The sequence below is a fragment of the Aequoribacter sp. genome (assembly GCF_965659035.1).
Taxonomy (GTDB): Bacteria; Pseudomonadota; Gammaproteobacteria; order Pseudomonadales; family Halieaceae; genus Aequoribacter.
In genome coordinates this window covers 13,113-27,666 of record NZ_CBFHWH010000005.1, presented here as the reverse complement: position 1 = coordinate 27,666, position 14,554 = coordinate 13,113, and the positions used below count along the sequence as shown (strand labels likewise).

General features: G+C 52.2%; 10 protein-coding genes. 4 read left to right on the top strand and 6 right to left on the bottom strand.

Translation table 11 applies throughout. The features are described 5' to 3' along the window. Together purE and ACTF5Z_RS01730 are read left to right on the top strand one after the other, a co-directional pair. Positions 1 to 495 carry a 5-(carboxyamino)imidazole ribonucleotide mutase gene (gene purE / locus ACTF5Z_RS01735; protein WP_438984262.1) on the top strand — a complete coding sequence of 165 codons (495 nt, stop codon included), beginning with the start codon at positions 1 to 3 and terminating at the stop codon, positions 493 to 495. Continuing rightward, a complete protein-coding gene (locus tag ACTF5Z_RS01730) occupies positions 492 to 1,673 on the top strand; it encodes a 5-(carboxyamino)imidazole ribonucleotide synthase (RefSeq protein WP_438984261.1) in 1,182 nt (393 codons plus the stop codon). Before purE ends, ACTF5Z_RS01730 begins: the two co-directional genes overlap by 4 nt. Here the strand turns inward: ACTF5Z_RS01730 and ACTF5Z_RS01725 are convergent. Together ACTF5Z_RS01725 and ACTF5Z_RS01720 are read right to left on the bottom strand one after the other, a co-directional pair. Next, positions 1,599 to 2,675 (bottom strand): NADH:flavin oxidoreductase, encoded by a 1,077-nt coding sequence (locus ACTF5Z_RS01725; protein ID WP_438984260.1) that lies wholly within the window; start codon positions 2,673 to 2,675, stop codon positions 1,599 to 1,601. The two genes, ACTF5Z_RS01730 and ACTF5Z_RS01725, sit on opposite strands and share 75 nt — an antisense overlap. A 51-nt stretch (positions 2,676 to 2,726) precedes the next feature. Continuing rightward, on the bottom strand, positions 2,727 to 3,872 hold the full coding sequence (locus ACTF5Z_RS01720) for a DUF819 family protein (RefSeq protein ID WP_438984259.1): 1,146 nt from the start codon (positions 3,870 to 3,872) through the stop codon (positions 2,727 to 2,729). Positions 3,873 to 3,956: 84 nt separating this feature from the next. On the opposite strand from ACTF5Z_RS01720, the gene ACTF5Z_RS01715 reads away from it, so the two are divergent. Then, positions 3,957 to 6,350: an acylase gene (locus ACTF5Z_RS01715; protein WP_438984258.1), complete on the top strand. Its 2,394-nt coding sequence runs from the start codon at positions 3,957 to 3,959 to the stop codon at positions 6,348 to 6,350. A 179-nt stretch (positions 6,351 to 6,529) separates the two neighbouring features. After that, complete coding sequence (locus ACTF5Z_RS01710; protein ID WP_438984257.1) at positions 6,530 to 7,624, top strand: EAL domain-containing protein; 1,095 nt, start codon at positions 6,530 to 6,532, stop codon at positions 7,622 to 7,624. 43 nt (positions 7,625 to 7,667) lie between these two features. Here the strand turns inward: ACTF5Z_RS01710 and ACTF5Z_RS01705 are convergent, their stop codons facing one another. The 4 genes from ACTF5Z_RS01705 to ACTF5Z_RS01690 are packed head-to-tail and all read right to left on the bottom strand — an operon-like array spanning position 7,668 to position 14,526. Next, a complete protein-coding gene (locus tag ACTF5Z_RS01705) occupies positions 7,668 to 8,585 on the bottom strand; it encodes an FHA domain-containing protein (protein WP_438984256.1) in 918 nt (305 codons plus the stop codon). A gap of 3 nt (positions 8,586 to 8,588) precedes the next feature. Next, positions 8,589 to 9,569 carry a PP2C family protein-serine/threonine phosphatase gene (locus tag ACTF5Z_RS01700; RefSeq protein ID WP_438984255.1) on the bottom strand — a complete coding sequence of 327 codons (981 nt, stop codon included), beginning with the start codon at positions 9,567 to 9,569 and terminating at the stop codon, positions 8,589 to 8,591. Then, complete coding sequence (locus ACTF5Z_RS01695) at positions 9,566 to 10,864, bottom strand: multiheme c-type cytochrome (protein WP_438984254.1); 1,299 nt, start codon at positions 10,862 to 10,864, stop codon at positions 9,566 to 9,568. Before ACTF5Z_RS01695 ends, ACTF5Z_RS01700 begins: the two co-directional genes overlap by 4 nt. After that, positions 10,831 to 14,526 (bottom strand): hypothetical protein, encoded by a 3,696-nt coding sequence (locus tag ACTF5Z_RS01690; RefSeq protein ID WP_438984253.1) that lies wholly within the window; start codon positions 14,524 to 14,526, stop codon positions 10,831 to 10,833. The genes ACTF5Z_RS01695 and ACTF5Z_RS01690 overlap by 34 nt, the downstream gene beginning before the upstream one ends. Between the last annotated feature and the right edge of the window lie 28 nt (positions 14,527 to 14,554).

Sequence of the window (14,554 nt, the reverse complement as noted above, 5' to 3'; positions counted from 1 at the left end):
ATGGACACTTTACCCGCTGCTCGCGTCACCATCGTTATGGGTTCACAATCCGACTGGCCCACCCTACAGGAAGCTACCACCATCTTGGGACAGTTGAACGTAGATCATGCCTGCGGCATTGTCTCGGCGCATCGCACGCCAGATCGCTTATACGAATTTGCACGCGGCGCCGAAAAAAATGGGGTCGAGATCATCATCGCTGGCGCGGGCGGGTCGGCTCATTTGCCCGGCATGATTGCATCCATGACATCTGTACCCGTAATCGCCGTCCCAGTAGAAAGTAAATTTAACCAGGGACTCGACTCACTCCTATCCATTGTACAAATGCCGCGCGGAGTTGCCGTGGCAACGCAAGCAGTGGGCGGAGCAGGCGCATTTAACGCCGGCGTAATGGCTGTTCAAATGTTGGCCATCTACGATCATCCTCTTCGCGCCCGATTTAAAGAATGGCGCCTCAACCGCAGCGCAGAAGTTGCTGTCGAGATACAATCATGAAAGTTGCCATTTATGGCTGCGGACAACTTGCCCGCATGATGGCTGAAGCCGCCCACACCCTGGGCGTCAGCGTATGCTTTTTGGCGGAGCCGAATGAGGATACGCGATGCGTGGAGCATCTGGGCACGGTAATCCGCATCGACCCTAGCAATCCCAGAGCATCACTTCTTAGTGTGCCAGACATTGATGTCATTACGGTGGAACGAGAACAAATCGATCTCGCTGTCCTCCAAGTTTTAAATGAAGAAGCGCCTATTTATCCACCGGTCGAGGCACTGGCCAAGACTCAGCATAGACTGCGCGAAAAATCTCTATTGAACGATTTAAAGTTACCCACCTCAACTTGGGTGAGCAGCTGTGTGGATGGGTCGGTTATTGAAAAAAGTCTGAAGTTTCCGGTGGTGATCAAGCACCCAACCCAAGGCTACGACGGCAAGAGCCAATGGCATGCAAAGACACTCGATGAGGTCACCCACATTACATCCAAGCTGACTGATACCGCCGTGTTGATCGAGGAGCGAATTGACTTCGAGTTTGAAGTGTCGATCATCGCCGCGCGCGATCAGTTTGGCGATATCGTTTGCTACCCCGTTGTGGAAAACCAACACCAAAATAGCATTTTATTATCCTCAATCGCGCCGGCACCCCTAATTAGCGCAGAGCAACAACAAACTCTAGAACGCTACGCCAGCACTTTATTGCAAGAGTTGAATTACGTTGGCGTTTTGACCGTCGAATGTTTCGTGACGCAAAACGGCATTTTGATTAACGAGATTGCACCTCGGGTCCATAACAGCGGACACTGGACCCTACAAAGTGGCTTATGTTCTCAGTTTGAACAGCACATTCGTGCGATAACGGGCATGTCGCTAGTACACCAATCATTCCCGCAGGTTTATGGCTTGGTCAATATTCTGGGACCTGTTGAAAAAGATCAGATCCCGGCGAACAATCAATTTGAGCCGGTCTGGTACGGCAAAGAGAACCGACCAAAGCGCAAACTCGGACACATTGCTTTGTGGGCAGCCACCGAGACTGAATTGTTGCGCGAGCAAGATAAACTACTCTCGCAACTGTACCCCAGGGAGGCGCTGCGTACAGCTTCACTCAGCAGCGACAAAGCCCTTCCAGGTGCTCATGTAATCGATAAAGGGCTTACCCAAACCCTCGGACGCTAAATACTCGCGTGACACGGGCGGCTTAGTGGGCGTGAAACTCGCATCTGCCAGAATCCGAGCAGGCGCATCGTGGTGCAGAATCGCGGTGCGTCCCAGCACGACAAAGTCCAAACCCGCATCTATCGCTTTGGCACAATCCTGGGCTGAGAAAATCTTGCCTGCTGCACCCAAGGCAACACCGTCACGCGGTAAGGCACAAAAATGCTCAAGCAAAGACTTGCCTTTAAAAGGCTCCTCTTCTGGCTCTTTGAAGCTATCCCACAGCGACATGTCTAGGTAGTCCAAGCGCTCATCTTTTAACAATCGACCCGCCAAATCTAAAGCCTCGGCCATTTGAATACCGAAACGCTCCGGCGACAGCCGCACACCGATACTGAACTCAGGCCCACAAGCTTTAGCGATACCGTCTATGATCTCGAACAAAAAACGCTCGCGATTTTCAATCGAACCACCGTACTCGTCGGTGCGCTGATTAATCTCGCCACTTAAGAACTGCGCGACCAAGTAACCGTGGGCGCCGTGGACTTCAACACCGCTAAAGCCCGCTTTTTGGCTGCGAACAGCAGCGTCAATAAAATCTTGAATCGTGGCTTTCACTTCTTCGTGAGTCATTGCCCGAGCACCCGTTTCTTCGTTGTCAGAAGGGCACAATGGCGCATGGCCAACCACATCGGCCATCGTTCGCATTCCAGCATGATGCAGCTGCACTACAGACAAACTACCCTCTTTATTTAAAGCTTCTGCGAGCCGAGTAAGGCCCTCGATGTGATCATCCGAGTAAACCCCAAGTTGGCCGGGAAACCCAAGACCTGCGTACTGAACCGATGCTGCGCAAGTCATGGTTAAGCCAAAACCACCCTGTGCCCGCATACTCAGCCACGTAAACTCGTCATCGCCTAAACGGCCATCGGTGTGACTCTGAAGGTTGGTCAAAGGTGCCAACATGAACCGATTTTTAAGCGTGTGGCCGCTGCGAAGTGTTAAAACTTTTGACAAACTCATTGTTAATACCTTTTTGTTGAGTAGACGCGAAGAGTAGCAAGGCAGCGGCGCTTATAACAACCACTGATACAAGGCGGTGCCTACCAAGGTACCTAAAGCGTAACCCAACACCCCCACCAAAACGCCAGGGGTAATCAAATGCTGCCAACCCTTGGCGGCCGCCAGAGCGGGCGCCGTTGTCGCACCCAAAATGGCCGCATTAGAGGCGACGATTAACTCAGGTAAACTCAGCTTAAACAAGCGCCCAAGCAGTAATAGACTCACACCGTGTACCAGCAGCAAAACCCCCGTAAACACAATCAAGATGGGAGCTAACGTGATGACAGCTTGCACGTTGGCACCCGCGGCAATAGCCGCAAAAAAGACCATACTTAATGCGACGCCGAGTTCAAAACTCCCTTCCAATTTGGCCGCAAGCGCCGGAAAAGTCGTGGCAATCGTTACCGTGACGATGGTAATGACCGCGTAGCGGTACATTGACCAATCGAGCCACGCCACCACGGCATCCGAGCACGCGACGATAACTAGGGCTAAAGCCAATGAATACGTCAGACTCTGCGCTGTCACTGCGGATTTGCTATCGGGTACAGAATCGACAATGACTTCGCTGCTATCAGGCGAAAATCGCTGCGCTAACCAACGCCAAGCCGGCAAAATGGCCAGAACCGACAAGTACAACGCGCTGTACAAATTGTCGACTGCGGTCGCGGCACTAAAAAATGACGCCTCGCGAATTAGGCCCGTGACCTCGCCCAAAGCGGCATAATTTACCGAACCGCCAATATACGTAGAGGCGAACAGACCGGCGATAGCCGCTTCAGTTTCTTGCGCACTGCGGTTTCCGACCACAAGTTGCGAGACATCCACAAGAGTAATGGCGACCAAGACACCAATCACCGTTGCTACAGTCGCCAATAAAAAAGCGCCCGATAAACGCGAAGCCTCGGTCGCCATTTGACGCAAATTCGCCTTGAATAAAAATAACGGAATAATCACTGGCACGACGTAAGAGAACACAAAATCATAGGCGATAGAGTTATGGGGAATAAGCCCGATGTTGGCGGCAACAATGGCCAACAAAATAACCACCACCGTACTGGTTAGGCTTCGACCCAGCCGAGTCCTTTCGCTTAAAAAGCCAATTGCACTCAAACCAAATAAAATTGCCATGACCCAAACGGGGTTATTTACGGCCATTTTCTGCTCCTTCTTATCTTCCACCCTAGGCACTGCGACTGCTATTTGGTAGCGTTGGAGCACAATAACACAAGGACTCTATCCATGGCGTATTCCAATCCTAAAACCTGCCTCGCGGTAGCATGCATTGCACTGCTCAGTGCCTGCCAGCAAGAAGCTGCTATGCCACCACTAAAATACGATGCGGAAATTACCCGAACCGAATTTGGCATACCACACATTCGTGCCAACGATTACGCAAGTCTAGGCTATGGTGAGGCTTATGCCGCAGCAGAAGATCACGTTTGCAACATGGCGGTGGCACTGACCACAGCTCAAGGCACCGCCGCGGAGCATTTGGGGGCCGGACACAACAATAGCAACGTCTACAGCGACATGGTCATGCAAGCGCTGGATATGCCATCCAAGGGTAAAATGGCACTTGCGCAGCAGCCGCCAAGAATACGCGAATGGATAGAAGGTTACGCGGCCGGTTACAACCGTTACTTGGCCGATACCCAAGGCAATTATGGTTCGTGGTGCGACCAAACGGACTGGGTTAAACCAGCGTCGGCTGAAGACTTTATGACGCAATACGTTGCGCTCGTTCACACCATCACCCGAATGGCAGGTGCGGTGGCGGCGGCACAACCACCCCAAGATCAAGCGCAATTCACGGTGCATGAGGGAGCTCAGATTGCAGCTCTAGATGCAATTAAACTGGAAGGAATGGGTTCTAATGGCTGGGCCTTTGGCTCCGAAGCGACCGAGTCTGGCAAGGGTGCTCTGCTGGCGAACCCGCACTACCCTTGGTATGGCACCAGCCGGTTCTGGGAAAAACATCTGACCATTCCAGGCGAGCTAGACGTCTACGGCGCAGGGCTTATTGGCACACCTGGGGTAGCTATCGGCTTTAATGATGCCGTTGCATGGACGCATACGGTATCCGACTCTAAGCGCGTCACACTGTATCGACTAACCTTGAACCCAGAAAACCCAACCCAGTATCGCTATGAGGATGAATGGCGTGACCTGACTTCGGTACCGGTATCAGTCAAAATCAAAACGGACTCCGGGCTTACCGAACAGTCAGGCTCCATTTGGTTTAGCCATCACGGACCCATGGTACAAATGCCCGGTTTAACTTGGAGTTCTACAACAGCCTACGCCGCACGGGATGCAAACAGCGAAAACACCCAAGTTCTCGGGCAGTGGCTGGCCATGGGACAAGCACAATCTATGGACGAGTTTATCGAGGCACACCGTACGTTTAACGCAATGCCCTGGGTAAATACCATATCGACCAGCGCCGAAGGGCGTGCGGTTTACTTTGACAACACCAACGTGGGGCATCTAAGCCAAGAGACGATTGCGGCCTGGCAGACAAGTCTCGAACAAGCCCCACAGCTAAAACAGCTGTTCCTAACCAAGGGCTTAGTGATTTTAGATGGCAGCTCAGCGCGCGATGAATGGCTTATTGAGGATGGCGTGCCCATTGCAGGCACCACACCCTTTGACCAGCGCCCACTCATAGAAAGTCGCAATACTGTCTTTAACTCAAACGACAGCTACTGGTTGAGCGACCCTGACAATCCAAGAACGGGTTATTCACCGCTGTACGGCGCCACAGAAACACCGCGCAGCATTCGCACCCGAATGAATATACATTTGCTTAAGGGTCTGAATGGTTTTGAGTTTCGCGGCGATGACGGCAAATTCTCTATCGAAGAAATTCAGCAGGCTTTATTCGACAACTCTGGACTCACTGCCCACCTCTTAATGGACGACCTCCTAACCGCCTGTGTTGCGCAACCCGAAGCGCAGCTCAATGGCTCCGCGGTGTCACTCAAAGAGGCCTGCACCATCTTGTCCCAGTGGGATAAGCGCTATAACAACGACAGCCGCGGTGCTGTGCTGTTCCGCGAGTGGCTGACCCGCTACGACTACACCGCGACCCAATTTTCTGGGCCCTTATTCAAAGGGGACTTTGACCCATCAAATCCAGCGACCACGCCCGTAGGTCTGGCTGACTCTGATCGCGCACTGACGGCTTTAGCGGAAGCCGTTAATTTGCTGACAGCCAACACCATACCGTTAGATGCCCCCTTAGGTGAGCTGCAGCTCGCTCATCGTGCTGGTAAGGCACTACCCGTGCATGGCGGTAATCGCTTTGAAGGTATTGCCAACCTTCAGGTCACAGGTGAACACATCGACTCTCCCATTTTTTCAGGCACAAACGATCGAGTTGGCGACAGTAAAACGCTCAGCTCTAGCGGTTATAACATTGCTCACGGCTCCAGCTTTATTATGGCCATGAGCTTTACGGACCAAGGCCCAAAAGCCCAGGCAATCTTGTCTTACAGCGAATCCGGCGCACCACAGTCCGCGCACTTTACTGATCAGACCGAGCGCTACGGCAACAAGGCGTGGCGAGATATTTTGTTTACCCACAGTGACATCGATTCCGCAAAGGTGAGCCACAAAGTTTTACAAGAATAAGCCCAAAATTTAGCAACCAACCATTCGCGCTGCACCCGTGGCGCGATCAACTAACCCCACCGAAATAGCAACCTAACACATTCGTAATGTTCAAAATGGGGTTTGCTTAACTTCGCGCTTTGAACACTTTGCTATTTTGTGTAGTCTTAAAAGAGTCTATGCATAATGCGGAGGGCCGCATGTCAAAACAGTGGCTTTTAGAGGGGTACGTTGGCGACTCGGATCGCATTCAACGCGTGGCAATCACGCAGTTCCCTTGCATCGTAGGGCGCGTCAACGAATCGGGCTTCCCGGTACCAAAAGGCGATGTATCCCGTAAACATGCCGAAATCATTGCCAGCGGCGACACACTGATTGTTAACGACTTAGGGAGCACCAACGGTACCTTTGTAAACCGCAATCGGATCTCCGGACCCACTGTGGTTGACCACGGCGACGTTCTGCATTTCGGCTCTAACGAATATCGCCTGATTGCCGAGGGCGACGCTGACGCAGACGATAACGAGGAAGAGACTACCACCTTTGCCGCAGTAGAAAATTTGTCGGACCGTTTACCGACCGGGTTGCGCGAGCTGCAACAAATGATTGATCAGCGGGCTGTGACAGCGCATTTCCAACCTATTACCCGAGTCACGGGCACACCCGTCGCTTACGAAATACTGGGGCGAGGTGCTTTCGATGGCCTACCGCCAGCACCCTGGCCACTGTTTCAAATTGCAGAGAGCGGTGGCTTGGACGTTACCCTGAGTGAGCTGTTCAGAGACATCGGTATACAAGAAGCCGTCGCGCAAGCACCCGGGGCTACTATTTTTGTGAACACCCACCCCGCCGAACTCAAGGACATGCGCCGCTTGATGATGGGGCTTGAAAAGACCATGAGCACATTGCGACCGCACAAACTGGTATTGGAAATTCACGAAGACGGCGTTTCGAATCTGAAGGCAATGCAAGCGCTGCACATGGATCTAAAAGCGCTGAACATAGGTCTAGCCTATGATGACTTCGGAGCGGGCCAATCGCGCCTGCAAGAAATGGTGGATGTGCCACCCGATTACGTCAAATTTGATATGAGCCTCATACGAGATATCGACACAGCGACGGCAGCCAAGCGGGAGATGATTCAATCTTTGGTGACCTTCTCGAAGAATACCGGCATCATCACTTTGGCCGAAGGCGTCGAGACACAAGCTGAGTTAGACACCTGCGCCGATATAGGCTTTGAGCTAATCCAAGGTTGGATTTTTGGGAAGCCCAAACCCAACATTTACGACTAAGGCAAAGTTCCAGCCCGCGTGGAAACGCCGTCTGCACTGCTTGTTAAAGCAGGAAGACTGCTGCTATCGCTGCAACGAGCACTGCTATGACGATAGCCAACAAACCGATTTTATTGACACCCGATTCCGTGTCCTTTGGCCTGCTGGATGAGATTTTCGATGCCCGGCTCGGCCCAAAAAACACCAACCGTGCCCGGCCTAATCCAATGACATCGCCGTCACTTAAAAAAGCGGACAACCGTTTTTCGCCGTTCACGACAATGCCATTCGATGAAATTAAATTTACGATGCGCCACTTGCCGCCTTCACATACCAATTGCGCGTGTCGGGTCGAGACGGTCGATTCAGCAAGTTGCACATCACATTGGTCGCCACGACCAATTTCCCACTGCTGATTATCTGAATCGCCGAGCTCCAGTCCTAGCGCCTCGGCAATACCGCCTTCGTCATCCAGTAAAATCACGTGTGGTTCAAGACTCTGCCGCACGACTTGAACCCCTTGTTCTGCGGATTGCTCGGGGCTTAAAAACTGCGTACTTTCAGCGGTCTCTGACTCAACCCAACTACCGGGCACATTACTCAAATCGGGGCCCGGAGCTCCAATGACTGTCGCGTCATCGCCCACTGCACCTATCACCGTGGCCTCATCGGCTTCCTCCAGCTCTGCGCCATCGACAACGACCCTAAACGACAAGTGCTCGATAGATACTGTATCACCATGGGCTAAAGGTGTCTCTGCTTGAATCTTCGCTCCATTCACCGATGTCCCATTTGAGGACCCTAAATCCTCAATCGCAAGCGCACCACCATCAAGCTTAAATTTAGCGTGTTGACGGCTCACTTTGGGGTCTGCGATGACGATGTCGACAGCCTCAACTCGGCCTATGACGGCACCATCAGTGACTGTGTATTCCGTACCATCGGATGCCTTCAGCACAACTTCCACTTCAAATTTCTCCATTCGTTAGCCTAAGGTTATGAACAGCAACATCGCCAATGCTATACAGGCCAATACAATGCTCTTCCCCCACGGCACTTGAGCAGGTTTACTTGGCTCAACCAAAGCGCGCTCCGTCAGTTTACCGCTCAACTCCTGCTCTTGCGAGATAGGCGCGAGCCTTCTCACCTTTGAGGAGACGAGGACCCGATCTTCGCGATGGTAAGTGTACACATTTTTCTCAGGATCATAGGTATGTACGACCTGTGCATGCTCATCGGGCTCATCCGATGTCACTGGTGCGTCAACTACGTCCACTACAATCGCCGTTATATTGTCACGTCCTTGTCCTTCTAGCGCATGCGCAACAAGCGTTTCACACGCTTCACAGGTATCGTCGATCGAATTAAGCACCTCAGAAATACGCTTAGGTCCGACAATATCAGTCAAACCGTCACTGCACAGCAAAAAGCGCGTGCCCGATCGTAATACTCCCCCATTTTGACCGACATTGATATTGGCATCTCCGCCACCCAGCGCGGCCAATATGATATTTTTCTTAGGGTGATTCTGCGCCTGATCTAAATCAATTTCGCCACTCGCTAACAGCGTTTCAACCATAGAGTGATCGCGAGAGAGCAACTTAAGATGTCCATCCCAAACATAAACGCGACTGTCGCCCAACCAGGCCACCTCGTACAAATCATTCCTGACCAGCAGGGCGACCACAGTACTCGCCATACCGGGCTTACCCTCACCCTTACTGATTGCATTAGCAATCGCAAAATGCGCCTCTTGCGCCGCATCAGCCATAGCAACACCGGCGCGAATTCGCTCGGGCAAAACTTGGCAGACGATATTTGAGGCAATTTCACCGGCGTCTTGGCCCCCTACGCCGTCGGCGACGACATAAAGCCCTAGCTCGTCATCAACGAAAAACGCGTCTTCGTTATGCGATCGTTTTCCGCAATGCGTTGCTCCGCACCCGGAGACCACCGAGGTACTCATTTGAAAGCTCCCAACACCGTTCCCGCAACCTTAGCAAATAGGTTGGCATCAAACCTATTCTCGTCCGCCATCGTCGCATACCAGAGGTCGAGCTCCTTGGCCGCCAAAGCAGAGTCTCCCCCCGCAATCGACAAGGTTTCGACGCCCAGAAAAGACTGCTCAGCCGCATTGTAGTACGAAAACTCCCCTTCACGCGCCGCTTGAAGAAGATGCTCCCTCAGTAACACGATTTCCTCGTTAACGTAGTTTCTATCTGCCAGCTCAAGGTCGAGGCCACTCAGGACCTTAGCAAGTGTAACTGCCTGCTTCTGTACATCATCCTTACCTTTCATGGATGCACTGTGCAATTCGTTAAGCCCACCAAGAATCGTGTTAGCCGCACTGGGATTTATCACCTCCATCGCGACAATAAAGACTTGCAGAGCGCCATCATTCAAACGGACCGAGCCCGAAGGCAAACTCGCTGCGTACTTCGAGTCGACTCGCCATTGATTACCGTCCATGGGCCGGTGACACGTATGACATTCGTACAACGCCAACTCAGGCATTAAGGAAGTACTTGGGAAAACCGGCCCTGCCATTAATTCCAGTGTCAGACGACTTTGAGTTGCAAGGCCCGAGAGCCATGTTTGTACATCGTCATACGTCGCTTTGCGGTACCGATAATCCTCGTCAACCGCGTAGTGAAAAGGTTGATTCACGCCAAACGCCAGCAAATCAAAACTCAACCGCGGATGCCCAGCACCCATAATCTCGTGATTCGCGAACTTAGCCTCGGTCCCTAAATGACACGACAAACAAAGCTGGGAGCGTGCCGGCAGCACATCACTGGGATACAGCCCCTGCACAATATTTCTCTCGTGCGTCGCTGCCTTTTCTGTGTGTGTTTTTAACCAGTTTTCAGAGCCGCCATGGCAAGCTTCGCACCCGACGCCATCCTCAATTCTAAATTTTTCTCCACGCTGAGCCACGGGCACATAGTCGGCGTGACACGCTAAACACTCGGGAGCCTCATGCGCATTGAGTAGCCCCAACTTCGTGGCGATGGCTTGCGATTGCTCATTCAACAACAATTTATAAGCGCCCGAGTGCTTATCTTCACGCAGCCATATTCGGTATTCATTGAGCCACACCGTTGCACTGGCATCGGGTTCAACTCGGCCATGACATATACTGGACGCGCAGCTGGCTACCCCTTCATGGACTAAGCCATCGGACTCCGGTAGCGGGGCGGCTTCAACAAGTACAGCAAATAAAAAGGCTATTGCTGCGACGGCTGATTTTCGACAAACCATGGCTTTCCATCCTTATCTATGTACATGCGGCGCATTTCCTCGTGATTAAGAGGGCGTGACCCGACCCGACCGAACACCGCTATTTGCCCTCCAGTTTCATCGACGCCACGATCCCGCTCTAAGGGGCGCGACAGAGACAATACGGGAGATTTCGTCGGATAATGCGCAATCAACTCTGGCTTTGGCGCAGGACTAAACCCATAAAATTTAGGCTGACTGCTTGGCGAAGTCAGCTGCACAATTTTCAGACCCTCCGCACCGTCAGCCACGTAAGCAAAGATCGATGCATTGGTCGCCGCTACCGTGACATCCCGCGCGTCCGCAATACCATCAGAGAACAATTGATACAGCTGCATCTGTGTCGGTTTTTTGATATCTACAATTGCCAAACCCTCAGACCCGGAGGCAACATAGGCATACGTTCTGGCGAGATGCAGCCGCTGCGCCTGCTGCAGAGGAATAACATTGTCAGGTGTCAATCGCGGGGTTTCTGGGTTGGTAATATCGATAACTTTTAAGCCATCGACATCGGTGACAAACAGATATCGAAACTGCAACGCAACAGAATGGGGACGATTCAGCGCCAAGCGGGTCACAAGTTTGGGTTCCAGCGGGGTATTTATATTGACGACAACCAACTCCTGATCGGTCAGTATGTAAGCATAGTAACCACCCAGCACCATGTGCCTAGCGCCCTTCAGTGCACCATCGGCGTCCCAAGTTAACGCGCGTTCGAGGAAGTTGTTTCGAGGCTCGCCATCGGCCAAGGTTGTTAGATCTACTAAAATCAGCCCCTCTTCCGAGTCGGTAATATAAGCGTAGTTATATAGGGGATGGAAAGGCTGCTCCAAGTTCACCTTTCGCATCAATTCACCGGTGTTACGACTGGGATCAATCGGCTGTGTCGTTGGCAGAACCACACAGGTTGCGTTGGCAGTCTCTACCCGGGTGTCATGCCCGAGCGCGCTAAACGGTGCAGTAATAAATCGCTGCGAAAACCCTTTATTGGCAACGTTTGCGATATCGTAAACATGAAAGCCCTTCGAGCCCTCTGCCACATAAAGGTACTCACCACGCATCTGAACACAGGCCGCTCGCTCGCTACTGTGCGCAAATCCTTTTTCTAGAACCTTATCGCGCGCCTGGTGAGCTTGGTAAAAATCGGGGTACGCATATTTTTGCAAGTAAGACCCAATAACCGCTTGCGGTTCATCCCATTCGGTTACTTCAACACCGGTAATATGTTCCTCTCCACCCAGCCACGCATAATGCCCAAGGAAATTAACAAAACCGGTTCCGTGCATTAGCAGCTGAGCCATGATGGCATTGTTGTCACCACTTTTAGCGACATGGCAATCTTCGCAATCCTTAGTCTCAGTCTTTCTGACCGTGTGGGCAAAATGGGGGTTGAATGCCTGCGAACTGTAGCCGCTAGACGCGATAGGCGGTTGTTGGATGTAGATCTTCTCGCGATTGGCGTTGGTAGAGGACAGCACCAGCGCAGACGTAGAACGTACCGGTGCAATCTTGCCGCCCTTAGCCGTTTCACGCCGACCCAACAAAAACATCTGATCACGCGAGACCTGAGGGTTATACGTCGCATAGTTACGCGTTTCGCCGCCCTCGTAATGATGCCGCTCCGTTTTATGGTTTGCTTCAATGGGCAAATGACACCCGGCGCACGAGGTCGTCCAGGACGTGTGGCAGGCGTAACATTCCATCTCATCGTATGAGTGAGCCAGATCAGTTTCTGCGATATCCGCCCCCCAGGCCTGCGTCTGAGTATCTTTACTCATTAACTTGGCGCGTGCCGCCTTTTCGTTATAGTGTGCGCTTCCCTCAGTTACGCTGTCTTTTACTAAACTCACTTCCCACTCTAAACCGGGAGTTAGCACAGAGCGTTGAATCAAAGTATCACCCAGCCACTCAAAACGGAGTTGCCCGTCAGGATTTCTAATCAGCGATAAATCTTGGCCTCCGTCAAGAGCAGCGGGCCCTGAGGTGAACAAATTCGGGTAGGCTTTCGAGGTACCGTGACAATCTTTACAGTCAATTTCTACCGCCGCGGCGACCTCACCATACAGATGACCGTTGCCGTGACTGTCCTGACCGTAGTGACAATCAACACAATGCATACCCACATCTAGGTGAATCGACGACATGTGCACAGCCTTTTGGAATTTGTCAGGGTCTGTATCGCTGACCTGGTTACCCTCAGCGTCGAGCAAGTTGCCCTCGCGATCGCGCTTAAAGATCGCCCTGAAATTCCAGCCATGGCCGTGATAATCGGCAAATTGCGTATCGTTCAACGTCGGATTAAGCTCTGATACGGCTTTGGTAAACTCTATATCTGCCCATTTACCGCGGGCAGCGGCGCCCTCTGGATTACGGTCGTAAACCTCGCGAATCTCTTCATGTGAGGGATACTGTTGCTCTTCTGGCCACATTGCCGGCGCATCCGATTCATAGTCCCACATCGTGTAGCCTAAGTAGGAATTGAGGAACATATTGGGTTGGTGCATATGACACGACATACACTGACTGGTCGGTATCGCTCGGGTGAATTCATGCTTCAGTGGGTGCCCTTCTTCGTTTTGAGGAATCGTAGGGTCTGCGGTTTGCGTTTTACCCGTATGCCCAAACTGAGCATAGGGACCGGAGTGTCGAGGATCTCGGTCGTTCGCATAAACGACATGGCAAGAGGCACAGCCGGAGCTGCGGTAATCGCCAGGTTGATCGTTTGTCCCCAAAAACCAAGTATGAGGGTCGTTCAACCGGGTCTTGGTAATGTTGATCACAGGCACAGAAATGCGAGCGCCCGTGCCAGGACCCCGGTTCGATTGTCGAATGTCAGGCTTGCCAGGTTCTTCAATTCGCTGCAATTGCCCCAACGAATTCGGCAGTCCCGTTTCTGGGAACAAGTTAGTGATATTGCGGCCACCGCGCTCAAACACTCGAAAGATATCACCCGGTTTAATCGTCTCCCATGCCGGCAAAGGAAAGACCTCGGGCAAAATAGAGTGTTGCAACAATGCCTCTGAGTCGGGCACAACAGGCCCTTTAATCGCTGCCGGCTCTCCCTCGCGTGTATACGATTCGCCGAGGTTATAGCGTTTATAAGGCAAGATACCATTATTGTAGGCAGCGCCACCCCACAACATTGTCGAGGTTGCCATCAAACTGCGTTTAGCGGCTTCGATGGTCGGCAAATGGCAGGCGCCACACGCTTCCTCGGCAATACGATAATCGGAGGGGTTGATAAAGCGAATAAACTCAGGGCTTTCTCGGTTAAGCAGAGTATATGTTTGCTTGGGGTTTGCACTCGAAGGGTAGTGCCAGTCGTCCGGATACTGCGGTAAAACGTGAGCGGCCTCCATCGCTTTTATATAGAGGACACTGTTCTTGTCGTTCTCGCCTGCCGCGAGATGTACCGTGGCGTCCCCTCCATGACAATCCGTGCAACCGAGTTTCACCGCAGGATTGGCGTGCATCGTCGCTTTGTCTGTCTTTGTATGGCAGGACCGGCATCCTGCCGATTTTGCGTCCATTTGCGCTTGTGTCTGGCTTGAAGGTGCAGATGGCGTAAACACATAATCTCGCTCGACTTTTTGCGAACCACCAGCGGACCAGGCCAAGCCCGCATACACGAGCACAACAATCATAGAAAATAGTCGTAATGTACTGGGCTTT